24 protein-coding genes are annotated in these 23,818 nt (G+C 54.2%); 13 read left to right on the top strand and 11 right to left on the bottom strand.

Annotated elements, in window-relative coordinates:
* Nucleotides 1-67: 67 nt before the first annotated feature.
* Nucleotides 68-2,116 carry a transketolase gene (gene tkt, locus NST26_RS05755; protein ID WP_036727551.1) on the top strand — a complete coding sequence of 683 codons (2,049 nt, stop codon included), beginning with the start codon at nucleotides 68-70 and terminating at the stop codon, nucleotides 2,114-2,116.
* 35 nt (nucleotides 2,117-2,151) lie between these two features.
* A complete protein-coding gene (ppnP, locus tag NST26_RS05760; protein WP_339254261.1) occupies nucleotides 2,152-2,469 on the top strand; it encodes a pyrimidine/purine nucleoside phosphorylase in 318 nt (105 codons plus the stop codon).
* A gap of 81 nt (nucleotides 2,470-2,550) precedes the next feature.
* On the opposite strand, the gene NST26_RS05765 is transcribed toward ppnP, so the two are convergent.
* The 5 genes from NST26_RS05765 to NST26_RS05785 all read right to left on the bottom strand — a co-directional run bounded on the left by NST26_RS05765 (nucleotide 2,551) and on the right by NST26_RS05785 (nucleotide 6,932).
* Nucleotides 2,551-3,342 (bottom strand): ABC transporter permease, encoded by a 792-nt coding sequence (locus tag NST26_RS05765; RefSeq protein ID WP_036727554.1) that lies wholly within the window; start codon nucleotides 3,340-3,342, stop codon nucleotides 2,551-2,553.
* Between the two features lie 9 nt (nucleotides 3,343-3,351).
* The gene (locus NST26_RS05770; RefSeq protein ID WP_340978784.1) at nucleotides 3,352-4,182 is read right to left on the bottom strand and encodes an ABC transporter permease; all 831 of its coding nucleotides are present in this window, start codon (nucleotides 4,180-4,182) and stop codon (nucleotides 3,352-3,354) included.
* Between the two features lie 27 nt (nucleotides 4,183-4,209).
* On the bottom strand, nucleotides 4,210-5,025 hold the full coding sequence (locus tag NST26_RS05775; RefSeq protein ID WP_235191955.1) for an ABC transporter ATP-binding protein: 816 nt from the start codon (nucleotides 5,023-5,025) through the stop codon (nucleotides 4,210-4,212).
* A gap of 441 nt (nucleotides 5,026-5,466) precedes the next feature.
* A complete protein-coding gene (locus NST26_RS05780; protein ID WP_340978785.1) occupies nucleotides 5,467-5,958 on the bottom strand; it encodes a GNAT family N-acetyltransferase in 492 nt (163 codons plus the stop codon).
* 74 nt (nucleotides 5,959-6,032) lie between these two features.
* The gene (locus NST26_RS05785) at nucleotides 6,033-6,932 is read right to left on the bottom strand and encodes an NAD(P)-dependent oxidoreductase (protein WP_327196471.1); all 900 of its coding nucleotides are present in this window, start codon (nucleotides 6,930-6,932) and stop codon (nucleotides 6,033-6,035) included.
* Nucleotides 6,933-7,192: 260 nt separating this feature from the next.
* On the opposite strand from NST26_RS05785, the gene NST26_RS05790 reads away from it, so the two are divergent.
* The 3 genes from NST26_RS05790 to NST26_RS05800 all read left to right on the top strand — a co-directional run bounded on the left by NST26_RS05790 (nucleotide 7,193) and on the right by NST26_RS05800 (nucleotide 9,892).
* Nucleotides 7,193-8,548, top strand: a complete 1,356-nt coding sequence (locus NST26_RS05790) for a glucose-6-phosphate isomerase (protein WP_036700477.1) — start codon at nucleotides 7,193-7,195, stop codon at nucleotides 8,546-8,548.
* A gap of 126 nt (nucleotides 8,549-8,674) precedes the next feature.
* Entirely contained in the window at nucleotides 8,675-9,307 is a 633-nt protein-coding gene (locus tag NST26_RS05795; RefSeq protein WP_209876642.1) for a YigZ family protein, read from the top strand.
* Nucleotides 9,308-9,310: 3 nt separating this feature from the next.
* Nucleotides 9,311-9,892, top strand: a complete 582-nt coding sequence (locus tag NST26_RS05800; RefSeq protein WP_340978786.1) for a TetR/AcrR family transcriptional regulator — start codon at nucleotides 9,311-9,313, stop codon at nucleotides 9,890-9,892.
* A gap of 144 nt (nucleotides 9,893-10,036) precedes the next feature.
* Here the strand turns inward: NST26_RS05800 and NST26_RS05805 are convergent, their stop codons facing one another.
* Nucleotides 10,037-10,438, bottom strand: coding sequence for a secondary thiamine-phosphate synthase enzyme YjbQ (locus tag NST26_RS05805; protein WP_340980804.1), 402 nt, complete (start codon nucleotides 10,436-10,438; stop codon nucleotides 10,037-10,039).
* 194 nt (nucleotides 10,439-10,632) lie between these two features.
* Between NST26_RS05805 and cysT the strand changes: the two genes are divergently transcribed.
* The 5 genes from cysT to NST26_RS05830 all read left to right on the top strand — a co-directional run bounded on the left by cysT (nucleotide 10,633) and on the right by NST26_RS05830 (nucleotide 15,395).
* Nucleotides 10,633-11,448 (top strand): sulfate ABC transporter permease subunit CysT, encoded by an 816-nt coding sequence (cysT, locus tag NST26_RS05810; RefSeq protein ID WP_036727564.1) that lies wholly within the window; start codon nucleotides 10,633-10,635, stop codon nucleotides 11,446-11,448.
* Entirely contained in the window at nucleotides 11,445-12,242 is a 798-nt protein-coding gene (locus NST26_RS05815) for a sulfate ABC transporter permease subunit (protein ID WP_076082476.1), read from the top strand. The genes cysT and NST26_RS05815 overlap by 4 nt, the downstream gene beginning before the upstream one ends.
* 2 nt (nucleotides 12,243-12,244) lie before the next feature.
* Nucleotides 12,245-13,309 (top strand): sulfate/molybdate ABC transporter ATP-binding protein, encoded by a 1,065-nt coding sequence (locus NST26_RS05820; RefSeq protein ID WP_036727567.1) that lies wholly within the window; start codon nucleotides 12,245-12,247, stop codon nucleotides 13,307-13,309.
* Nucleotides 13,310-13,339: 30 nt separating this feature from the next.
* Complete coding sequence (locus NST26_RS05825; RefSeq protein WP_340978789.1) at nucleotides 13,340-14,413, top strand: sulfate ABC transporter substrate-binding protein; 1,074 nt, start codon at nucleotides 13,340-13,342, stop codon at nucleotides 14,411-14,413.
* Between the two features lie 199 nt (nucleotides 14,414-14,612).
* Nucleotides 14,613-15,395: an MBL fold metallo-hydrolase gene (locus tag NST26_RS05830; protein ID WP_340978791.1), complete on the top strand. Its 783-nt coding sequence runs from the start codon at nucleotides 14,613-14,615 to the stop codon at nucleotides 15,393-15,395.
* Nucleotides 15,396-15,580: 185 nt separating this feature from the next.
* Here NST26_RS05830 and NST26_RS05835 read toward each other — a convergent pair whose 3' ends face one another.
* A complete protein-coding gene (locus tag NST26_RS05835; RefSeq protein ID WP_340978792.1) occupies nucleotides 15,581-16,558 on the bottom strand; it encodes an SDR family oxidoreductase in 978 nt (325 codons plus the stop codon).
* Between the two features lie 210 nt (nucleotides 16,559-16,768).
* Entirely contained in the window at nucleotides 16,769-17,707 is a 939-nt protein-coding gene (locus tag NST26_RS05840) for an AraC family transcriptional regulator (RefSeq protein WP_340978793.1), read from the bottom strand.
* A 148-nt stretch (nucleotides 17,708-17,855) separates the two neighbouring features.
* Here NST26_RS05840 and NST26_RS05845 point away from each other — a divergent pair, with 148 nt between their 5' ends.
* The 3 genes from NST26_RS05845 (at nucleotide 17,856) to NST26_RS05855 (ending at nucleotide 21,287) form a co-directional block, all read left to right on the top strand.
* Entirely contained in the window at nucleotides 17,856-18,500 is a 645-nt protein-coding gene (locus tag NST26_RS05845; RefSeq protein WP_340978794.1) for a hypothetical protein, read from the top strand.
* A 69-nt stretch (nucleotides 18,501-18,569) separates the two neighbouring features.
* Nucleotides 18,570-19,172, top strand: a complete 603-nt coding sequence (locus tag NST26_RS05850) for a TetR/AcrR family transcriptional regulator (RefSeq protein ID WP_340978795.1) — start codon at nucleotides 18,570-18,572, stop codon at nucleotides 19,170-19,172.
* A gap of 351 nt (nucleotides 19,173-19,523) precedes the next feature.
* Nucleotides 19,524-21,287, top strand: coding sequence for an ABC transporter ATP-binding protein (locus NST26_RS05855; protein ID WP_340978796.1), 1,764 nt, complete (start codon nucleotides 19,524-19,526; stop codon nucleotides 21,285-21,287).
* Between the two features lie 4 nt (nucleotides 21,288-21,291).
* Here NST26_RS05855 and NST26_RS05860 read toward each other — a convergent pair whose 3' ends face one another.
* The 3 genes from NST26_RS05860 to NST26_RS05870 form a co-directional block, all read right to left on the bottom strand.
* On the bottom strand, nucleotides 21,292-21,648 hold the full coding sequence (locus NST26_RS05860) for a hypothetical protein (protein ID WP_340978797.1): 357 nt from the start codon (nucleotides 21,646-21,648) through the stop codon (nucleotides 21,292-21,294).
* A gap of 197 nt (nucleotides 21,649-21,845) precedes the next feature.
* Nucleotides 21,846-22,658 carry a Cof-type HAD-IIB family hydrolase gene (locus tag NST26_RS05865; RefSeq protein WP_209876570.1) on the bottom strand — a complete coding sequence of 271 codons (813 nt, stop codon included), beginning with the start codon at nucleotides 22,656-22,658 and terminating at the stop codon, nucleotides 21,846-21,848.
* A 141-nt stretch (nucleotides 22,659-22,799) separates the two neighbouring features.
* Nucleotides 22,800-23,711, bottom strand: coding sequence for a DMT family transporter (locus tag NST26_RS05870; RefSeq protein WP_340955454.1), 912 nt, complete (start codon nucleotides 23,709-23,711; stop codon nucleotides 22,800-22,802).
* Between the last annotated feature and the right edge of the window lie 107 nt (nucleotides 23,712-23,818).

Here is a 23,818-nt window from a genome sequence, read left to right on the forward strand (position 1 = left end):
AATGCTTCCACTTCCGTGATACAATAATAGTCAAAATGACATTCTTGATTCGAGGAGGATTATTGTAATGACTGAACAAGCAAAAGATCAAGCCATTCATAAAGAAGAAAACTCAACGGTGGACAACCTGGCCATCACTACAATCCGTACACTTGCCATTGATGCCATTGAAAAGGCAAACTCCGGACATCCGGGTATGCCGATGGGCTCCGCACCTATGGGATACCAATTGTTCGCCAAGACGATGAATCATAACCCGGATCACCCGACTTGGGTCAACCGTGACCGCTTCGTGTTGTCTGCCGGACATGGCTCCATGCTCCTTTACAGCCTGCTGCACCTCAGCGGCTATGATCTGCCTATGGAAGAATTGAAGCAGTTCCGCCAATGGGGCAGCTTAACTCCGGGACATCCGGAAGTCGGCCACACTGCCGGTGTAGATGCGACAACCGGTCCGCTTGGACAAGGTATCGGTATGGCTGTAGGTATGGCAATGGCTGAAGCGCAGCTGGGTGCGACTTACAATAAAGATGAACATAACGTGATTGACCATTATACGTACGCCATCTGCGGCGACGGTGATTTGATGGAAGGGATCTCTTCCGAGTCTGCTTCACTTGCCGGACACCTGAAGCTGGGCAAGCTGATTGTAATGTACGATTCGAATGATATCTCCCTAGACGGCAAGCTCAACCTTGCATTCTCCGAGAATGTTGCTAAGCGTTTTGAAGCTTACGGCTGGCAGGTTCTGCGCGTAGAAGACGGTAACGATCTTCCTGCACTGGCTAAGGCTCTTGAAGAGGCTCAAGCAGACAGCAGCAAACCTACGCTGATCGAAGTGAAGACTGTCATCGGCTACGGCAGCCCGAACAAGCAAGGTAAAGGCGGCCACGGCGGTACCCACGGCTCCCCGCTGGGTGCTGATGAAACGAAGCTGACGAAGGAATACTACAAATGGGTATATGAAGAAGATTTCTATGTACCGGATGAAGTCCGTGCCAGCTTCGCTGAAGTGAAGGCCAAAGGAATCGCCGCTAACAAAGCATGGGATGAGAAATTTGCAGCCTACAAAAAAGCATACCCTGAGCTTGCTGCACAGCTCGAAACTGCACTAAGCGGTGAGCTTCCTGCGGGTTGGGATGCCAATCTGCCATTCTACAAAGCAGAAGACAAAGCTGTATCTACCCGTGTGGCTTCCGGTAATGCGCTTAACGGATTGACTGGCGGTATCCCGCAGCTGGTTGGGGGTTCTGCCGATCTGGAGAGCTCGACCATGACGCACTTGAACGGTCTGTCCCAGTTCACCTCAGAATCCTATGACGGCCGTAACATCTACTTCGGCGTACGTGAATTCGGAATGGCTGCAGCCATGAACGGGATTGCACTGCACACCGGTCTTAAGGTGTTCGGCGGTACGTTCTTCGTCTTCACAGATTACCTGCGTCCGGCTGTCCGTCTGGCTTCCATCATGAAGCTGCCGGTAACCTATGTGCTTACCCATGACAGTATCGCTGTCGGTGAAGACGGTCCTACCCATGAGCCGATTGAACAGCTTGCTTCCCTGCGTATCATTCCGGGTCTTACGGTCATTCGTCCGGCTGATGCCAACGAAACCTCTGCAGCTTGGGCATACGCTATGGAGAATACCGCCAATCCGGTAGCACTGGTCCTGACCCGTCAGAACCTGCCGATCCTGGCTGGAACCGTAGACGGTGTACGCGATAACATCAAACGCGGCGGGTATGTGGTCTCTGATTCTAAGAACGGCACTCCACAGGCACAGATCATTGCTACAGGCTCTGAAGTACAGCTGGCGGTTAAGGCTCAGGCTGCGCTTGCCGAAGAAGGCATTGATGTTCGTGTCATCAGCTTGCCGAGCTGGGATCTGTTCGAGAAGCAGGATAAAGCATACCGCGATTCCGTTATCCTGCCTGAAGTGAAAGCCCGTCTGGCTATCGAAATGGCGCAAACCTTCGGCTGGGAACGTTATACAGGCGACCAGGGCGACATTCTGGGAATCACTACCTTTGGCGCTTCCGCCCCTGGCGACACCGTAATCAGAGAATATGGCTTCACTGTAGAAAATGTAGTCAGCCGCGTAAAAGCGCTGCTATAATAGACGGATCTAACGACAAAGGGGAGAATAAGCACATGAGTCAGTTTACAGGCGCGACAATTCAAAAAGCAGCCAATATTTATTACGACGGAAAAGTGACCAGCCGTACAGTTACACTGGAAGACGGCACTAAGGTGACACTCGGCATTATGCTGCCTGGCGTATACGAATTCGGCACCGATGGCCCCGAGACGATGGAGATTCTCTCCGGCAAGCTTAAGGTGCTGCTTCCCGGTACTGAAGTGTGGAAGGACATTGACGGAGCGGAAACCTTCCATGTTCCCGGCAACTCCAAGTTTGCCCTGGAAGTATTCGCATTAACTGATTATTGCTGTTCTTACCCGATTGTGTAAAAGAAACTGGTAGAAAAAAGCACCCCTGGAAGATTCATGGTCCCGGGGTGCTTTTTTTTGTGTTGTCAGCTTCAGCGGAGCTCAGCTCCCCGTGCTTTTGTAATGCCTCACGCCTATGCGCCATACCAGCAGAGACACTCCGAGGAAGGCAGCTCCAGAGGGAAGCGAGAGGAAGCCCAGCCAGCGGGGATAATCCCAGCCGCAGACGGTGGCCGCCGGATAGAAGCTGATGAACAGCATTGGGAGCACAAAGCTGAACACGGATTTTAGCATTCGCGGCAAATAGGGCTCTGGGCAGCGGGTAATCTGGTAGCTGGCGTTGGTCAGCAGAAAGATCCAGTCCAGCCCTTTGATCGTGAAAAAAGCAAGACCTGAGGTTAGCACGAACACTCCGCAGTACATCAGACAGCCTCCGGCCAGCGCCATCGCCAGAATGCCGAGTCTGCCGGGCGTCAAGGGAACGCCGAGCTGTCCCAGCGCCCAGCCCGCAGCACAGATCCCTGTAAACGGCCGGACCAGCCGGTGCAGATGGAATCTGGAAGCGGCGACCTGCACGAACAGGGACCGCGGGCGGAGCAGCAGCCGGTCGAAATCGCCGGAGCGCAGCAGATGCCACGGGAAATAATCAAAGCCGCGGCATACGCTCTCGGCAAGTCCGAAGGAAGCCACCGCCAGCGAGTACACCAGAATGATATGGGCGACGGTCCATTCGCCGATATTACCAAAGCGGGAGAACAGCAGGACGGTAGCTATGGGATCGGAGATCACCACAGTAAGCACCTGAATCAGCATCAGCCACCAGCCCTTATATTCCATGCCGGACAGCAGATGCATCCGCAAGTATTTGCAATAAATTTTACCTTCAGCAAGCATACGTTACTCTCACCCTCCCTGGACGATAATGCTGTGTAATCTGCGTTTCATGATCATCCGGCCCGCCGCGATAAAGATAAGGCTCCAGAGGAGCTGTAAGCCGATGCCGGGCAATGCGGCGGCAGGAGCGACGCTGCCTATATATAGCTGCAGAGGGATGTCGGCGAATCCGCCAAACGGCTGCAGGTATAGGAAGGTCTGCATGAAATCAGGCCACAGCCGCAGGGGGAGGTAGGTGCCGGACAATATGCCGCTTAGCAGTAGAAGCATATAGGTCGGTCCGTCCCCCCAAGTGATATTCAGCCGGATCGCAGTCACAAGCATAGCGAAGGCTGAGCACAGCACAAACGCCATAACCGCCGACAGAAGGAAATAGAATAGTGCAGGCAATGAGGCAGGGCCCCCTAGGGCATACCCGGCAGGCATCAGGAGCCCGGCGAGTACGGTGGCCAGCCCCCTGATCCAACTGGTGCCGAGCTTGCCGGCCGAGCTTTTAACAAACCAGTGGGTGTACAGGTTCATGGGCCGGCACAGCTCGATACCGACGTCGCCGTTGTTGATTTTGCCCATAATTTCGCTGTCGATGTTCATACTCTGGAGTACAAACAGCCCCTGAGCCAGCCAAACATAGGATATGGCCTGAGGGAGGCTGAGTCCGTTATTGTTCCAGGAGCCATTCTCGCTGTATGTATAGAACACGGTAAACAGCACACATTCTATAAGCGCCCAGAACGCACCGACCATCGTGCCAGATATAGCGGACACCCGGTACTGGAGCCCTTCTGCCATGCGGATTCGGAAGAGGGAGCTGCAGGCCCGCCATGTATATCTAAAGTTCATTGTGCACCTCCTGATGGGTGGATGGGCTTAACCCAAAGCCAAGTCATTGTACATAGCAGCAATCATCGCATCCGTGTTCACTTTCATGACGACCTCCGGCGCATATTTCTGCTGCAGACCTGAGAGCTGCCCGTCATAGAGCAGTTGGCCGTGCCCGATCACCATGACCCGCTCGCATAATGCCTCAATATCGTCCATATCGTGTGTAGTCAGCAGCATCGTAATCCCGTACTTACGGTTCTCTTCCTTCAAAAAATTGCGCAGCGCGAGCTTGGATACCGCATCAAGTCCGATGGTTGGCTCATCCAGAAAGAGAAGCTTCGGCCGGTGCAGCAGTGCTGCCACCAGCTCACATCGCATCCGCTGCCCGAGCGAAAGCTGTCTCACCGGAGTCCTTAAGAGCGCTTCCACACCAAGTGTTGCCGATAACTCGGATAATCTTAAGCGGTAGTCGCCTGGAGGAATGGCATAAATATCCTTCAGCACGTCAAAAGAGTCTGCCACCGGAACATCCCACCATAACTGTGAGCGCTGGCCAAACACAACGCCGATCCGGGATACATGCTCTACGCGGTGCTTCCATGGAATCTTGCCCAAGATAGTGCATTCTCCGCTGTCGGGTGTCAGGATGCCGCTCATTACCTTGACGGAGGTGGATTTGCCGGCGCCGTTCGGGCCAATGTAACCTACCAGTTCACCCTCCTCAATATCAAAGCTGATGCCGCCGAGCGCGTCCACCTGGGTAACATTCCGCATAAACGCTCCTCTCAGCAGTCCCCATTTTCCTTCGGGCCGTTTGTACACCTTGAAGCTTTTACGGATATCTCTCAGTCTAATTTGCATATCAGTCGCCTCCTTCGTGCAGAAGATCATATCATCAGGGGAGGAGAGGGGGACAGCCGCGTCGGGCGCCTTCTGGATCCTTGCCGACAGGCTGACAGGGGGAGAATCATTTATTTTCTTCATTTTCCATAAAAATGCTTGTTATGTTGACATTTCTGTGCTATATTAATTTTATAGTTAACGCAAGGAAAACGTATGTTTTTTTGTACATATACTGTAAAATAAACTTCCCGTACCGGTGATTAAATCACCGGTACTTTTGCGTTCTCACTCCTGACAAGAAGGCCATGCTCGCATAGTAAAAGGGCGCAGCCGATACTGCCTGGCTGCGCCCTGATTACGAGTTACATATACAGAATGTATGCGGAAAACCGAACACGATTGGCTGCGCACCGGCACATGGTCCATTATCATGGTTCGCTCGGTAAAGTGATTCTGCTCTTAGCGGCCTGCCTCTGCCAGCGGACCTGTCCGCTCATATTCCCAGATGCTCTGGCTGCTCTCCGCATCATAGATCTCTCCGGTACGGATGAAGCCGTGCTTCTCATAGAAGTGATGGTTCCGGACGGCCCACGAGGGAGTATCCAGCGTCCAGCGCTTGGCAGCAGGATACTGTACAAATAAGAAATGCAAAGCTTCATGCCCGAACCCTTGGTTCTGATATAAGGGATCGATAAAAATCCGGCCCAGATGACATTCCTCTTCTGTGGGCGACGGGAAGATTATCATCCCGCCGACAATTCCACCGTCTTTCAGAAGCTTGTAGTAATGGCCCTGCTGCATTTGTTCCGCCTGCCAGGGCACTGAATTATAACCGGGAGGGCCATCCTCCTCTTTATCCTGATATTGGCGGGCATCATCATCGAAGGTTCTTTTTTGAACATCCGCCAACATGGCCGCATCTTGAGGCCGGGCGAGTTCAAAGGTCAGCATTGAAACTTCCTCCCCTGTTTACAATAGTGTGTGAAACACCATCATAAACAGATTCTGGAAAAGCCGCCGTTACATTAGTTACCTTCGCCGATCTTCCGGCCGATCCAGTCTTCGTAGGATTTGACCACAGCGGACAGGTCCTCGTCGCCGTAGCCGTGATTGAAGCCTGCCTGGAACATGCTCTTGGCTACGCCGAGCATAGGGGAAGGGACGCCGGTGGAATCGCTGAGCGAGGATGCCAGCTTGAGATCCTTGAGCATCAGGGCAAGGGAGAACTGGTTGCTGAAGTCGTTATCAATGATCTTCTGGCCCTTCAGCTCGGCCTGCTTGCTGCCTGCTGATCCGTTCTTCACCAGCTCCAGGAACTTATCTGCGGGTACCCCGGACTTCACCGCAATGGAGAAGCCCTCGGCGAGCGCGACATTGTGAATGCCGACCATGGCATTGTGAGCCAGCTTGGCTACAGCGCCGCTGCCGTTAGCGCCCATATGCAGCAGCAGACGGCCCATGGAGTCGAAGAGATCCCGGTGCTTCTCAATCACTTCGGCATGTCCGCCGACCATGAAGACCAGTGTGCCGTCGATAGCTGCCGGCTTGCTGCCGGTTACAGGGGCATCAAGGAAGCTGCCGCCCCGTGCTTCAACTTCAGCAGCGATCTCCTTTGCAAGGCCGGGGGAGATGGTGCTGGAATCGATTACGGTTGTTCCCGGCTGAAGGGTAGCGAGAATGCCATGGTCACCGTGGAAGACTTCACGGATCGAATCATCGTTGCTGATCATGGTAATAATAACATCCTTGCCTTCCGCTGCTGCCTGCGGTGTGGCGGCTGTCTTCGCACCTTCCTGTTCCAAAGGTTTGCATTTCTCTGCTGTACGGTTATACACTGTAACCTCAAAGCCGCTTCGCAGCAGGTTCGACGCCATAGGTGCTCCCATTGTTCCGAGTCCGATAAAGCCGATGTGCTTCATTTCAATTCCACCTTTGCTTTCCTGAGATCATATTATAGAAACTAAGTTTGCCTTCATTCTATCAGAAGGTTACGGCCTGTTCCACAGAACAGGTCTGCTTATCTGCTTAGTAACCGCTTTCAGCTATTTTTTCATAAACAGGGTTCGGAAAGCCGGGGATATGCCTTAAGACCTTGCCAGTCAAGGCAAATTAAAGTATTCTAGATTATAATGTTGCAACACACGGTGTCAAATCTAAAGAGATAAACAGGAGGCTACCATTACCGATGTCCAAGAAGATTAATTTTGACTACACCAAAGCCCTTTCCTTCTTCAGCCAGACCGAGATCGACTACTTCGCCGCTCCGGTGAAGCTGGCCCACGAACAATTGCATAACAAGAGCGGAGCAGGCTCCGATTACCTGGGCTGGATTGATCTTCCTACAGCTTATGACAAGGAAGAGTTCGCCCGTATTCAGCAGGCCGCCAAGAAGATTCAGAGTGATTCCGAAGTGCTGATCGTGATTGGTATCGGCGGCTCTTATCTGGGGGCACGCGCAGCTATCGAGGCGCTTTCGCATTCCTTCTACAATAACCTGTCCAAGGACAAGCGCAAGACACCGGAGGTTTATTTTGCCGGTAATAACATCAGCTCTACCTACATCACGCATCTGCTTGACCTGGTAGAAGGCAAAGACTTCTCCGTGAACGTAATCTCCAAATCCGGTACAACTACCGAGCCTGCTATTGCTTTCCGTATCTTCCGTGCAGCACTGGAGAAGAAATACGGTAAGGAAGAAGCACGCAAACGGATCTACGCTACAACAGACAAGGAGAAGGGCGCACTTAAGAAGCTGGCTAACGAAGAAGGCTATGAGTCGTTCATCATCCCTGATGATGTAGGCGGACGTTATTCCGTACTGACACCGGTAGGCCTTCTGCCTATCGCCGTAGCGGGAATTAACATTGAAGAAATGATGCAAGGGGCCGCAGCCGCAGCCGATGAGTTCAACAATCCCGATGTGGCTACGAACCAGAGCTATCAATATGCTGCAGTACGTAACGCGCTCTACCGCAAAGGCAAGACGACAGAAATCCTCGTGAACTACGAGCCGTCCCTGCACTTTGTCTCTGAATGGTGGAAGCAGCTGTACGGCGAAAGCGAAGGCAAGGACTTCAAGGGAATCTATCCGTCCTCGGTGGACTTCTCGACAGATCTGCACTCCATGGGCCAATTCATTCAGGAGGGTAACCGCAACATTTTCGAGACGGTTATTCAAGTGGAGAAGGTACAGCACCATGTAACGATCGAGAATGATCCGGATGATCTGGACGGCCTCAACTTCCTGACCGGCCAGACGATGGACTTCGTTAATAAGAAGGCATTCCAGGGAACTATGCTGGCGCATACCGATGGACAGGTGCCGAACCTGATCGTTACCATTCCTGACCAAACGCCGTATACTTTCGGCTATCTGGTGTACTTCTTCGAGAAGGCTTGCGGGATCAGCGGATACCTGCTGGGTGTGAATCCGTTCGACCAGCCGGGTGTTGAAGCCTATAAGAAGAACATGTTCGCACTGCTGGGCAAACCAGGCTACGAGAAAGAAAAGGCAGAACTGGAAGCAAGACTTACCGAATAGTCCCACTCTAACCGCAGATCATTCATAGTAAAGTAAGTCATCAGGGAGCAGTCCATAGGTAACCACTACCAGGGCTGCTCCTAATATATATCAAGTCATCACATGCAAAGTAAGGAATGGACAACAATGCTGGAACAATACAGGACGGTACGTACCCCCGGCTCGCGGGAGGTCGTAATCCGTAAATCACGCTTCATCGGGCATGTTATGCCGGTGGAGAACGAGGAAGAAGCTGTGCAATTTATCGATTCGATCAAGAAGCAGCACTGGAATGCTACGCATAACTGCTCTGCTTATATGATCGGGGAGAGGGATGAGATCCAGAGACAGTCGGATGACGGGGAACCGAGTGGAACGGCCGGGAAACCGATTTTGGAAGTAATCCGCAGCCAACAGGTGAAGAATGTCGCTATTGTAGTTACCCGTTATTTCGGAGGCATTATGCTGGGTGCAGGCGGGCTGATTCGGGCCTATACCGATGGCGCTGTACTGGCGCTGGAAGCCGGAGAGGTCATTACACGTGTGCTGAGACGGGAGGTATTCGTGGAAATCGAGTACACCTGGCTGGGCAAGGTGGAGAATGCACTGCGGGGCCGGAATATCCAGACCGGAGAGACTTTGTTTACGGATAAAGTTACACTGCTGTGTCTTCCGCGCAATGATGAAGGTGACGCATTTATCGCATGGATAACCGATCTTACGGAGGGGCAATCCCTCGTTACGGAAGGGCGGCGGCTTTACTACAGCGAAGGGGAATAGATTATGGCAAGAAGAGCAGTGGAACAGGAGTTGTCGAGAGAAAGAATTCTGGAGGCGGCGAGGCATCTTTTCATCACCAAAGGGTACCGTGCCATTTCGATGCGCAGCATTGGTCAGCACCTGGGTTATAGCCACGGCTCCCTATATTACCATTTCAAAGAGAAGGCCGAACTTTTCTACGCCATTGTAGTTGAGGATTTCAATCATGTGGCTTCGCTGCTGAATCAAGCAATGACCTCTCCGCCTGAAGAGGGAATGACCCGGGTGGAGCAGCTGATTATGGAATTCATCCGGTTCGGGCTGGACCATCCGTATCAGTATGAGATCATGTTCATGATCCGCGACGAAGAGCTGCTGGCGTATTGCCGGGCAGAACAGGGCCGATGTTTCGAGTTATTTGCAAGCATTGTCCGCCGTCATATGAAGGAAGAGGGATATGTATCGGAGGACTGGCAGAACGTGCCGTTGACCTTATTCTTATCGGCTCACGGATTCATATCGTATTATATTCAGGACAAAGTGTTGTTTGAAGATGTGAAGCAAGCCGCCCTGACACATGTCAAGGTATTAAGCCGCAGTTTATAAAAAGCTGTTTTTTTTAACAGCTCGTACTTTAGAGCGTTGCATTGGTATAACTTTGCATGGTGAAAGTGTTACAGGAACTATAAATTGTATAGAGAGCAGCTTCGCGGTTCATGCGTAGCTGCTCTTCTACAAGGGCAGGCAGTGTTAGCCTTCCATAATTCTGAGGTGGCACTGGCGTTGCCTTGGACCATCGAACTCGCAAAAATAGATGCCCTGCCAGCGGCCCAGCAGCACAGCCCCTTCATGAATAATCAGGGTCTGCGAAGGACCGGCCGTAATGGATTTCAAGTGGGAAGCCGTATTGCCCTCGGCATGGCGGTATTTGGGATGCTCCCAGGGATAGACCTCATCCAGACGCATCAACACATCGCGCTTCACATCAGGATCGGCGTTCTCGTTAATCGCAATCCCTGCGGTGGTGTGCGGACAATAGACAATCAGCAGTCCGTTAAGAACTCCGCTATTCTTCACATAAGCCTGAACCTCGCGGGTAATATCCCGCATTTCATCCCGTTTGCTGGTGGTGATCTCCATAGTATGAAGCATCATGAACAGCCCCTCTCTGGTTTGGATATAACAAGTGCTACGTATACTTTTACCCAAAAACTAACAAAGTAATTGACGGCAGCAAGCGGTATTTGGTAAAGTAGGAATAACTTTAAACCAAGTATATTAATAGGAATAATCAAACCTTAAAGTCGAGTATACCGACCGGTTATCCGGAGGTGGGAGGTTGACCATTGAATTCGCTGATCAGGCACAAGGGCTGGACCTGGGGATTTAGATCAACGGTTGTACTGTATTTCGTCATTCTGATTGTGCTGCCGATCCTTGGGGTCTATTACAATTCATTCTCATCCGGGCTCGGAAGCTTCACTGAAAGTGTGAGCGATCCGATTGCCTGGAAGTCGGTCCTGTTAACACTCAAGCTGGCGGTCATTGCGGCTCTTACGAATGTGCTGCTGGGTACGATGATCGCCTGGGTCCTTATCCGTTATAAGTTCCGGGGCAGGGCGCTGCTGAACAGCCTTGTTGATCTCCCGTTTGCCCTGCCAACTGCGGTTGGCGGACTGATGATTCTCCTGCTGCTGGGCCCTGGAAGCCTGATTGGGGGCCTTGCGGAATCGCTGGGCTTCACGATTGTTTTTCACCAGCCTGCCATCGTGATTGCCATGGTCTTCGTCACATTCCCCTTCGTCATCCGGGCGGTGCAGCCGCTGCTGGAAGAGCTGGACGCTTCGGAAGAAGAGGCAGCCTACACGATGGGAGCGAAGCCAAGCAGGGTCTTCCTACAGGTGATCTTGCCGTCTATGGCACCTGGCATGATCGGCGGCGGGATGCTGGCCTTCTCGCGGGCGCTCGCTGAATTCGGTGCGGTAGTTCTCGTGGCAGGCAATATTCCGGGGCGAACGCTGGTATCTTCTGTTTATATTTTCGGAGAGGTCGAAAGTGATAATCCGGCGGGAGCTGCCGCGGTGTCGATCATTCTGTTGACCTTATCCTTCCTGATTCTCTGGCTGATCAGCCTCATGCAGATGCGGGGGAGAAGATCATGAGAAGATTGTGGATTGGACTGACCTACCTCGTGTTCTTCGTCCTGATTGCAGCTCCGCTTGGCAGGATGACAATGGGGGCCTTCAGCGAAGGCTGGAGCGGCTTCTGGAACGCCCTGACCCGGCCCGAGGCGCTGCATGCGCTGCTGATGACCGGATATGTTGTAGTGGTTGTGACGCTGCTGAATACGCTGTTTGGGATCATGACGGCCCTGTATCTGGTACGGGCGAACTGGCTGGGCCGGCGCCTCAAAAGCCTGCTGAACAGCATCGTGGATCTGCCTTATGCGGTATCGCCGGTTATCGGCGGGCTGATGATCGTTCTGCTGCTCGGGCCGGACAGTGCGCTGGGTGCGTTGTTTGAGCAAATTGGAGTGAAGATTGTGTATGCTTTTCCGGGAATGGTGATTGCTACGCTGTTCGTCACGTTCCCGCTAATGGTGCGTGAGGTGATGCCGGTACTGCAAGAGATCGGGTCCCAGCAGGAAGAGGCCGCGTCCACACTTGGCGCATATGGCTGGACGACCTTCTGGAAGGTGACCTGGCCTTCAATCCGCTGGGCGGTCATCTATGGAGTGATTCTGACGGTGGCCCGCTCACTGGGTGAGTTCGGTGCAGTGCTCGTCGTCTCAGGCAATATTATGAACCGGACCCAGACGGCTACCACACTGGTCTATCAGGATGTCGAGAATTTCAATGTTACGGCTGCGGGCGGGATAGCACTGGTGCTGGCCGCATTCTCCGCAGGACTGCTGCTGCTTATGGAATGGAGCAAGAGAAGAAAGGGAGGGCACTAATTATGCATGTAGAGGTCCGGGGACTCGATAAGCATTTTGGCGATTTTCATGCGGTGAAGGATGTCCATTTCGGCATTACCAAAGGCCATCTGATTGGGCTGCTTGGCCCAAGCGGCGGCGGCAAAACCTCCATCCTGCGGATGCTGGCGGGCCTTGAGACGCCGGACAGCGGCGAGATTATTTTCCACGGCCGGGCGGTGAACCATCTTCCGCCGCAGGAGCGTGAGATCGGCTTTGTCTTCCAGAACTATGCGCTGTTCAAGCATATGACGGTGTTCGAGAATATCGCCTTCGGCCTGAAAGTCAAGAAAGCCAGTAAGTCAGTCATCCGTGACCGCGTCACCGAGCTGGTGGAGCTGACCGGACTGAAGGGCTTCGAGAGCCGGTATCCGCATCAGCTGTCCGGGGGGCAGCGCCAGCGGGTGGCTTTTGCCCGGGCGCTGGCCCCTGAGCCGCAGCTGCTGCTGCTGGATGAGCCGTTCGCGGCGATTGATGCGAAGATCCGCCAGGAGCTGCGTTCCTGGCTGCGGGAGCTGATCGAACGTGTCGGGATCACCTCTATCTTCGTCACCCACGACCAGGATGAGGCGATTGAAGTAGCGGATGAGATTATGATCATTAACCAGGGGCGGCTGGAGCAGAAGGGTACGCCTTGGGATATCTATAAAGAGCCGAAGACACCATTCGTGGCAACCTTCATTGGGGAATCGACGCTGATCGGGAGTGCTTCCGAGCTGAAGGGCTTCGAAGGCGCAGGCGGCGGTAAGCCGACCAAGGCGCTGATCCGTCCGGAATATATTGAGGTGGGCCATCTGCATGAATTCAAAATAGCTTCGGCCACGGAGCAAGGCGTTGTGAAGCATCTGCATTTCCGCGGCAGTGAATGGCTGGTGGAAGTTGAGATCAATGGACATAAGCTGGTCACCTACCGCTCTCTGGAGAAAGAAACGCTGACTCCGGGCCAGGAAATATCTGTGCTGGTACACCGCGCCTACCTGTTCAATGAGGAGCGGAGCTGGATTCAGGAGAATGGCCTTAAGAAAGATCCGATGCCTGTATTTATCTAAAAAATAAATGATGTGGGATGTGTCGCCGGTATGAGGCTTATCAGAAGGAGCAGACAACTGCACGGATGGCTGACGGTCTTACTGCTGGCGGTGTTCACCCTGACCGCTGCCGGCTGCGGGAATGAGCAGCAGGCTGCAGGAGAGGCAGGTGCACCGCCGCAGGGAGATCTAACGCTTGTGGTGGGTACCTACAGCGTGGTGAAGGATGCCATGGGCGAGATTCTCCCCGGGTTCGCGGAGAAGTGGAAGGCGGATACCGGTCAGACTATCGTATTCCAGCAGTCCTATGAGGCTTCCGGAACCCAGGCGAGGGCGATTGCCGGCGGCTTCGAGGCGGATGTTACGCTGCTTGCCATGGAAGGCGATGTCGGGAAGCTGGTCAAGGCCGGTCTGGTGGAGAAGGACTGGAAGCAGCGAGGCGGCGAGGCGGGCATGGTGACGCGGTCGGTTGTGGCCCTGGGAACGCGGGAGGGCAATCCGAAGGGAATTCATGATTTTGCCGATCTGGCGAAGCCGGGGGTGAAGGTGCTCTACCCTAATCCGAAGACCTCCGGCGGTGCCCAGTGGGACATCAACGCGATCTACGGGGCGGGTCTGAAGCGTTCTGAGGAGCAGGAGGGGGCGAAGGACCCTGCGGCTGCCAAGGCCTTCCTGGAGAGCATACACAGGAACGTCGAATCTCTGGATAAAAGCGGGCGGGCCTCCATGGCTGCCTTCGAGTACGGGGTGGGCGATGTGATCGTCACTTATGAGAATGAGCTGCTGGCGCGGATTGCAGAGGGTGTGAAGTATGAGGTGATCATCCCCCGCAATACGATTCTGATTGAGAATCCTGCGGCCGTGGTGGATAAATACGCGGATAAGCACGGTACCCGTGCGGCCGCAGAAGCGCTGGTCGATTATCTGACGACGCCTGAGGCGCAGGAGATATTCGCCAAGTTCGGCTTCCGTCCCGTGAACCAGCAGGTCTATGCGGCACATGAGAGCCAGTATCCGGTTCCTGCCGGGCTGTTCGATATCAGCTATCTTGGCGGCTGGGAGGAAGTCCGCACCACGCTGTACTCCAAGCGGGGCATATGGTATCAGGTGCTGGCCGGGATCTAGGCGGGTAGTTGAGACGGAAGAGGATTAGGAGACACCTGCTTATTGTGGAGTGCGAAGGATTAAGGGAGCTGTTCTCCGGCCGGATCAGGCTGAAGGACGGCTCTTTACTGTCTTACAGGCCGGGGTGCAAAGGACCGGCTGCTGTTCTATAATGAACTGACGGATATTCGAGAAAAAAGACGATGAGGTGGGCAGGCATATGGATACATTAGTGTTCCTTGGAACAGGGGATGCCATGGGTGTACCCCGGGTCTACTGTGATTGTGAGACCTGTACGGAAGCAAGAACTACTGGGCGCAATAACCGCCTGCGTTCTTCTGTGCTTATAGATAACGGCAGCGGCTTCCTGGCGATTGACTGCGGACCGGACTGGCGGAGACAGATGGAACTGCAGGGGAACCGCACCATGAAGCGTCTGCTCGTGACACATGCGCATTTCGATCATATCGGCGGGCTGCCGGAATGGGCGGACAGCTGCCGCTGGATGGGCTTCCGGGGAGAGCTGTACGCTCCGGCGGAGGTCATTCCCGTCATCCAGCGCCAATACCCGTGGCTCAGCGGGCATATCGACATGATCCCTTGCGATGACGGCATTACGCTGGATGGCTGGCAGATTAGCACATGGCGGGTGAACCATGGCAAGAATGGTTACTCCTATGCCTACAGGCTGGAGAAGGAGGGATATATCTGGGTGTACTGCCCGGACTCGATCTCTCTGACCACGGAGGAAACCAGGCGTATGCATGGAGCGGACCTGCTGGTGCTGGGAACCAGCTTTTATTACGAGGCAGCTGAATTATCTACCCGCTCTGTATATGATATGACCGAAGCCGCTGACCTGCTGGAGACGGTTCAGCCGCGCCGTGCGGTCTACACGCATATGTCGCATGATATTAATCTGGAGAAGGATTATATTCTGCCGGAGAAGGTTACGCTGGCCGTTACGGGGATGAGGCTTCCGCTGTGCCGGGAGCAGATCTGAGTATTGAAGGGAAGCAACAGGTTCACGGATAACCCAAAAAGGAGCTTTCCAGAAAGTTAGTTTGTACTGACTTTTTGGAAGGCCCTTGCTCGTTGTTTAAGAATTATAATTTTCTTTTGTTGGGATGGGCTCCATGCTCCATAGCCAGTAACTTTGTTCTTTGTACGATTATTTATGGGGTTTGCTTAACGCAGCGACTGGCCTGTAAAATAATCACCCTGTGCGATTTCGGCCAGCAGGCCGCGCTCCTGCGGGTTCCAGCCGAAACGCTCGCGGGTCAATGCTGAAGACACGGGATTATCCGTTGCCGCAAACGGCCCCAGCCAGCCGAAATAGGAGCCGGCTTCTTCCTGATGAATCTGCTTGGACGGCAAGTTCGCCTGCCGGGCAATCGCCTCGGCAATCTGCCTGAAGGGCAAGCCTTCTTCCCCGGCAGCATGGAGCCGCGTGCCCGCCGGAGCCTGCTCTACGGCCAGCCTAAATAGACGCGCCGCATCAAGCCGGTGTACGGCGGGCCAATGATTGGTTCCTTGCCCGATATAGGCGGCAGCGCCCTTGGATCTTGCGGCCCGGATCAGGGAGGGCAGCAGGCCGCCTTGGTCGCCGTTGCCGTATACGATCGGCGGCAGACGTACCAGCGATGCCCTGACGCCGGATCCGGCAAGTGCGAGCACAGCCTTCTCCGACGCCACCCGTCCTCCTCCGATAGATGAGGCATCTCCTGCATCCTCCTCGGTCGCCAGCCTTCCGGGAGTGAGCGTCATAGTGGGGATCGCAATTACAAGCGCTCCAGACCGCCCGGACTGCCCGGCTCCCAATGCCTGAATGGCGCGGCAATCCGTGCCGACTGCTGCTGCCATGAAACGGGCCGCCGCCCGCCCCGGACTTCCGCCCAGCATAATCCGCAGTTTTGCCGGCAGGCCGGCATGGGAGAACTTATGATAGAATGCCGTATGCACAACAGCATCGGCCTGAGCTGCTTCCCGGCGCAAAAGCTCCGTATTCTCAATAGAGCCGCGAACAGCTCTTGTTCCAGCCGCCTCCAGCCGCTCGGCCGCTTCCTTGGAGCGTACCAGCCCGGCCACTTCATGTCCGCCCTCAAGCAGTTCCCGGACCACTGCCGACCCGATAAAGCCGCTTGCTCCCGTTACAAAAATCCGCATTCCGGTATCCTCCTTATAGAATCAAGCCTCTAAATCCCTGTACAAAGCAGCTTGTTCCAACGATGATTTCCGCCTCGCCGCTTGGCTTATCCGGATAAGATCAGTATAGACGGCCCGATACCCTTTCATTTGACTGTTCTGCTTGATTTCTTGCCCGATTCAACGGAAAAGCCCCCCGTTGACAAGATCGGAGGGCTTGCTGGGTAGCATTCAGGAGATGAGGCCCGATTTCCACTTGGCGATATCCCGGCTCGGCGGATTGCCGAAGAAGCGGCTGTAATCCCGGCTGAACTGGGAATCGCTGATATACCCGACCAGCCGGCAAGCTGTTGTGATATCCCGCCCGCCGGAAAGCATCAGCCGCCGCGCCTCCTGAAGCCGGAGCGCCTTCTGATACTGCAGCGGACTCATTGAGGTCACCGACTTGAAATATTCGCGGAACGAGGATTCGCTGAGATGAACCATGGCGGCCAGCTCGGCAATAGTCAGTGATTCCGCGAAGTGGCTCCGCAGCCAATCGATCGCTTTGGCGACGCGCTGGACATTCGATCCGGCCAGCACAGTCTCGGCCACATACACGCCGATTGGACTACGCAGCAGCCGGACGAAAATCTCATCCGCTGCAAGCGAGGCCAGCAGGCCGTTATCGCCGGGCTCGTCCAGACACGCGACCAGCCGGGCTACCGCGCCGATCAAGGCCGGTTCACCTTCCAGCACATAGCTTGCGCTGCGCTTGCCGGTTTTTGGCAGACCGTTCGGGTAGATCTTCGGTATGAGCGCAGCGATTTTGTGCGGATCGAGATAGACGCCTACTCCAAGGAAAGGCTCCGAAGAGCTTGCCTGAATCGTTTGCATGCTGATGGGCACCGCTACGGGCGCAACAAGGATACGTGAGCCGCTGTATTCGGAGGTCTGTTTGCCGATCTTGATGATTTTGGTCCCCTGCGCTGCAATCCCCACGGTTGGCCACTGCATCGTGTACATGTAATCGGACGGCTCTGTTCTGGAGTAGCGGTTGAAGTACAATCCTTGTATCGCTGTCTCGGCAGTCCCGTCACGTGTAACATGAGCCTCGATCAGCCGGGCCAGCCGGAGCGTTTCCTGCCGTGTTTGCTCTTCTGCTACTACCTCCATATGTGTTTTGGCCATGACCATTCATTCATCCTCTCTCCATCAACCATCCATGCTTGGTGCAAGTATACAATATTCAGATTGACGAAGCATAAGAATTCATGTATTGTAACACTACCGACTATTTAGTCGGTAGTGTTACAATACATTTTCCAGGAGGGTCACCATGAAGCAATCTGTACGCAAGCTAAAATTCATCCGCAAGCCCATCGAGATTATTAAGGAGAACAAGAAGGCCTTCATTCTGATGAATGCTATATTCTACGGGCTGCTGCTGCTCACCATGATTGTTACGGCTATATTCCCCGACTTGCAGGCGAAGACGATTGATAATGCCAATCAGCAGCTCTCGGCCCCTTGGCTGGAATCGACGGTGGTGGCTGCCTATACGAACGGAAATGTAGGACTGGCGGGCATATATACGTTCCTGGTGAATCTGATTCTCGGCACGTTCCTGAGCATGACCTTGCCTTCGCTGGTGATCCCTTTTGCGGGGCTTATCATGGGGGGATACCGCGCTATTTTCTGGGGGATGACCTTTGCTCCGCTTAATGGTGTTACAGGACTGCTCCCGCATTATCTGACACTGCTGATAGAAGAGCAGGCCTACGTTATTGCTATGTTCGCCATCGTTATCCAGGGAAGATCTTTTCTGTTTCCGCGCCGTATCGGACTCGCTTCCCGCTGGAACGGATACAAACAAGGCCTGATCCAGAGCGCCTGGCTCTATCTGCCGGTTATTCTCCTTTTGGTCGTCGGGGGCGTGTATGAAGCCATTGAATTGATTGTGCTTGCGCCGCCGGGGAATTAGTTTGAGTTCAGGGGGAATTCAGATATGATAGGGTACAACGAAACTTAAGAACAACCCCAGGAGGCTATGATGGCTAGACAAAGATTACAGGCTGATGAATCGAAATCATTCATTCTATCCCAGGCCCGCACACTATTCATTAAGAACGGCTACAAAGGAACGACCATGGACGGTCTGTGTGAAATTACGAACCTCAGCAAAGGCAACCTCTATCATCACTTTAAAAATAAGGAGGACATCTTCCTTCAGTTGCTCGAAGATTATGTGGAGCAGTTGTCACTCAAGTGGGATAGTGCTGAGTATCAGTCTCTCTCGCCTGCCCATCAGCTGTTAACGCTGGCGGATCTGTTTGGCAGAGAATGTGAGAATCCCTTGCTGACCGTAGCTGAAGAGTACTTCAAGACACTCCCGGAGGACTCGCCCAAGACATTGAAAGTAGCAGAAAGTCTGGAGCTGATCCCTAACTCTATCAATGAAGCTGTACAAAAAGGCGTGGATCAGCAACTCTTCACAGGAACGGATGCGGAGTCCTTGAGCTTCGCCATATTGTCCATGCTTGTAGGTGCAACCCAGCTATGTTTAGCCATGCCCAACTTAAGCAGCGATCAATATGCGTCTATGCATGTCAATGCGATTGAACTTCTGTTATCCGGCATAGCCGCAGGCAAATAGGGGAGAGGTTCTCCCCTGTATTTCTTCAAGTGATTATCTTCCAATGTATTTCAGCCCTAAGACCGATACGGGAATCCGCCCCCCGCCGCTGGGGCCCTTGCCAGGGGTCTAGTACACTAGTGGCATCGGAGCCGCAGAGAGTGAGCCCACGACGGGGTCGACTTCCAGTTTTATGAATATGATGCGTATATTTCTTTATTTTCAAAAAGAGAAGGAGGTACTATACTAAAACGATGTGTCAGTGGGGATGGCATTCTCCGCAAAAGCACCCGTGAGCCGGACGGGGAACTCCATGACAGCAAGGTATATGCCAAGGTGCGGGGTGCAGAATTCTAAAGAGGAGCTGATGTTGTGAAGAAGAAAGGTGCTTTTGCCAGATTAAGTACATACATGCTTAGACATAAGCTGATTTATGCCGTGTTGCTGTTGGTGACGTTATTCAGTATTGTGCTCGATCTTACGATGGCCTGGTTCCTGGCCCGGATTACGGATGCTGCGGTCCGGCTGGATGTGGAGGCGTTCAAGGGGCTTACCTGGTTCGGGATTCTATTCTTGCTGGTTACGGGATTGAATACCTTCGTCAGTGCGTATCTCAAGACCAATGTATCGGCCAAAATCAGAAATGAGCTGCGTCAGGACATGATGGGGCATACGCTGGCCTTGCCGCAGTCTTATTTCGACCGCAATCATTCCGGTGATTTGTTGTCCCGGTTCACGAATGACAATCAGTCGGTGGGGGAAGCCTGCGGGCAGGTGATGCTGGATCTGCTGCGCAACCCGCTGCTGGCGGTAGCCTCCTTCGGCTATCTGCTCTATATTAACTGGCTGCTGGCGCTGATCTGCCTGTCCATTGGACCGCTGCTGTTCCTGACCGGTAAAATCTTCGGCAATGCGATGCGTATCAACAGTGTGCGGGTGCAGGAAAGTATGAGCCGGACTACGGCTTTTCTGAATGATATTCTGGGCAGCAGCATGGTGTTCAAGGCATTCTCCATGGAGCGTAGGCTGCAGAAGCAATATGTTGGCTACAGTGAGGATATTGCCTCAGGAGAGAAAAAGAAAGCGAGAATCGAAGGAGCCACCGGAGCGATCTCCTCCTTGCTGGGGAATCTGACCTTCCTGCTGGCGCTGGTGATTGCCGGGTGGTTCGTGGCGAATGGAAGACTTGAGGTCGGGGCGATGATTGCCTTCATTCAGCTGATGAATTATCTGGTTGGGCCGTTCTCGTCCCTGCCGGGCCTGGTTGCTTCCATGCAGCAGTCGCTGGGTGCGGCGGAGCGGATCTTCGAGGTGATGGATGCGCCTGCTGAGGTTGAGGTGCTGCCTGAGGTCCAGGCGGAGCTGCCGGGGTTCGGGGAGCTTCAGCTCGCAGAGGTGTCATTTAGCTATCCGGGCAGTGAGAAGCAGAGCCTTAACAAGGTTAGTCTGGAGCTGGCACGCGGCCAGCAAATGGCCGTAGTAGGTCCGAGCGGCGGCGGGAAATCCACCCTGTTCAAGCTGCTGCTGGGCTTCTACCAGACGGATGCAGGTGAGGTTGCGATCAACGGCCGTCCGATCAGCGGAATACCGCTGGCAGAGCTGCGCAGCTACTTCGCCTATGTGCCTCAGGAGTCGGGCCTGTATTCCGGGAGCATCCGGGACAATATCGAGAGCGGCAAGCCCGGTGCGTCAGACGAAGAGATTATCGAGGCGCTGCGGCAGGCGAATGCGTATGAGTTCGTGACGGAGCTGCCGGAAGGCATACACACGGATATTGGCGAGCATGGCTCCCGGTTGTCCGGCGGTCAGAGGCAGCGGCTGTCCATTGCCAGAGCGATGCTCAAAAATGCGCCGATTCTGCTGCTGGATGAAGCTACGGCTGCCCTCGACAATGAGTCGGAGCGAATGGTCCAGCAGGCGATCCGTAAGCTGATGAAGGATAAGACAACGCTTGTGATCGCCCACCGGCTCTCAACGATCCAGAATGCCGATGTCATCCTGGTGATGGAGAACGGGGAGATTGTGGAGCGGGGCGGACATGAGGAGCTGCTTGCGGCGGAGGGACGGTACTCGGATCTGTATCATTCCCAGCTTGAGCAGGAGGCGGCGGAGGAACTCTTAGCCCCTATAGCCTAGCTTCTTAGAGAGTACCCATGGCCTGGATGACCTGTCCGAGCGCCTTCAATCTTCTGTCCAAAAGCGTCCGCTGCGGGCTCCCGGCCTTAGACTTAGCATAACTGGATTCTACGGATGGGGTTAACCCGAGAAGAACATGACGGGCTTCTGCCAGCTCGGCAGGGGGATAAGAGAGCGGCTTCTGATTCCAGACATGGTCCAGAACAGCTAACCCGATGTGCATAGCATTTAGGCGTTTCTGAACCAGAGTTGTGCTGGTGCCCCTGTGTGTCATCTGGGTTAAGGCGCTCTCAAGCTTACGGATTGTCGATTGTATAGAGGCTATGGATTGCAGTTGTTCCTCATTCGAAATCTCTTCCATGAAGGCACTTCCTTTCTACTTAGTATAAAAGGGTGGCGCACCGCAGTTCGTACCATGAACCTGCGGGGGGCCACCCTTTTTGGAAAGATAATTTAGATGTTCTGGGGTCCCCGCAAAGTACCTGAATATACATCGAAGCTAAAGCCCCACTTTGTGGGGGTATTTAGCATAAGATGTTCTGCTGTTGTTGCAGGAGCTTATGCTTCTTGACCTGCGTTAAGAATGAACTTATCAATGGCGTATTTCACGCCGTCCTCATTGTTGCTGAGGGTAACGAAATCGGCAATTTCCTTCAAGGCTGGAATGGCGTTCGCCATTGCGACACCGAGGCCGGCAGCTTCAAGCATCTCATGATCGTTCCAGGAATCGCCTACAGCGATGGTCTCGGACAGGTCGCAGCCGAAATGCTTAGCCAGGAATTCAAGCGCCAGGCCCTTGGTGCCTTCATGGTGCATGATCTCCAGGAAATGCGGCTTGGACTTCGTAATATGAACCGAATCGCCGAGCAGGCTGCGCAAAATCGGGGACAGCTCATCCAGGAAATCCGGATCGTCGATGATGAGCATTTTTGGTGTCTTTTGCGGAACGAGCTTCGCTTCCCAATCCGGTTCAATGTAGTACTGTGTCCCGTTCAGGGTGGAATAATCGATCAGCTTCTGGTTCTCTTCGCGGGCATACAGCTTGTCGTCGATATAAGTCTGCAGGTGCAGATCATGCTCCACACAATACTGGAACAGCTTGCGCACCGCATCCTGCGGCACATAACGCTCATAGAGCACTGCTTCATCGAGCAGATTCTTCACCAGCGCCCCCTGATAGGTGATGATGGGCACGTTCAGACCGGTCTGGCGGGCAATCGCCTGGGCGGAAGCATAAGCGCGTCCGGTAGCCAGAGTAACTACTACGCCAGCGGCTACAGCCTGCTCCAGCGCGGTTTGGGTGGCCGGGGTCACTTCCTTGTCGTCATTAATCAGGGTATCGTCAATATCAATGGCAATCAATTTGTACATTTGGGTTCTCTCCTAAGTATGGTTTGTAGTCCGGCTATCCGCTATAACTTCTATAGGAAGGGGGACGGAAGCACGGCTCTTTTGTCTGTAGCAATGGAACTTATTAATGTTAATCTGGTAAAAGGGTTCGCGGATTCGGGCTCAGCCCTCCGCCTGCGTTCCTGACGGAGCGGGGCTGAGCTCCGCCAGCAGCATTGCGGCCAGAATGCAGCCGCAGCCGAGCAGCGCGGATACGCCCAGCGTCTCTCCGCCGAAGAGCAGGCCGGTGACGGCAGCGAACACCGGCTCCATGGCATAGATGATCGCCACCCGGGACGGGGTGGTGTACTTCTGGCAGGCCGTCTGAATCCAGAAGGCGAAGGCGCTGGTCGGGCCGATGGAGATCAGCATAGCAGAGAGCACCTCCGGCTGGCGGAGCAGCTCTCCGCTATGCAGCAGCGGGCCGCTTCCATCCACGAGCAGGGAGGCGGCGATGCTGAGCAGGCCTACGAAGCCAAGCTGAAGCGCCGCCAGCGGGAGGGCCGGATAACGCGGTGCGTATCTGCCGGTATACGCGATCTGCAGCGCAAAAGCCACGGCGCAGAGCAGAATCAGGCCATCGCCCTTATTCAGGGAGAAGGCAGAGCCGGTAAAGGTCAGCAGATATAAGCCCCCCGCTGCAAGCCCGGCGCTCAGCCAGGTATATCTGGAGATGGCCGTCTTCAGCAGTGCCAGAGACAGGAACGGCACCAGCACCACCGACAGCCCGGTGATAAATCCCGTGTTGGAGGTGGTGGTGTACAGCAGCCCGACGGTCTGGAAGCCGTAGCCGAGGAACAGGAAGAGGCCCAGCAGCAGGGCATGCATCACCATGCGTAAGCTCAGCTTACGCCATTCCTGGCGGTAGAAGACAGCGGTAATCAAGGCCAGCAGCACGGCGGCACCTGTAAACCGGATGCTGTTAAAAGCAAGTGGTGGAAGCACCCGCACGGCAGACTGCACGATCAGAAACGTGCATCCCCACATCATCGCCACCAGTAGCAGACTTAGATCGGCGATTCGGGAGCGATTCACAGGGTTCATCCTTTCAGGGCCAGTTGAGTTGTCCAAATTGTATCCTAAAACAGGGGGCAGGACAAGCCGAAACTGTGCGGCATCCTTGGCCCTGCGGGCGTGAAGAG

The organism is Paenibacillus sp. FSL R7-0128 (assembly GCF_038002245.1).
In the GTDB taxonomy this organism is placed as follows: Bacteria; Bacillota; Bacilli; order Paenibacillales; family Paenibacillaceae; genus Paenibacillus_AQ; species Paenibacillus_AQ silagei.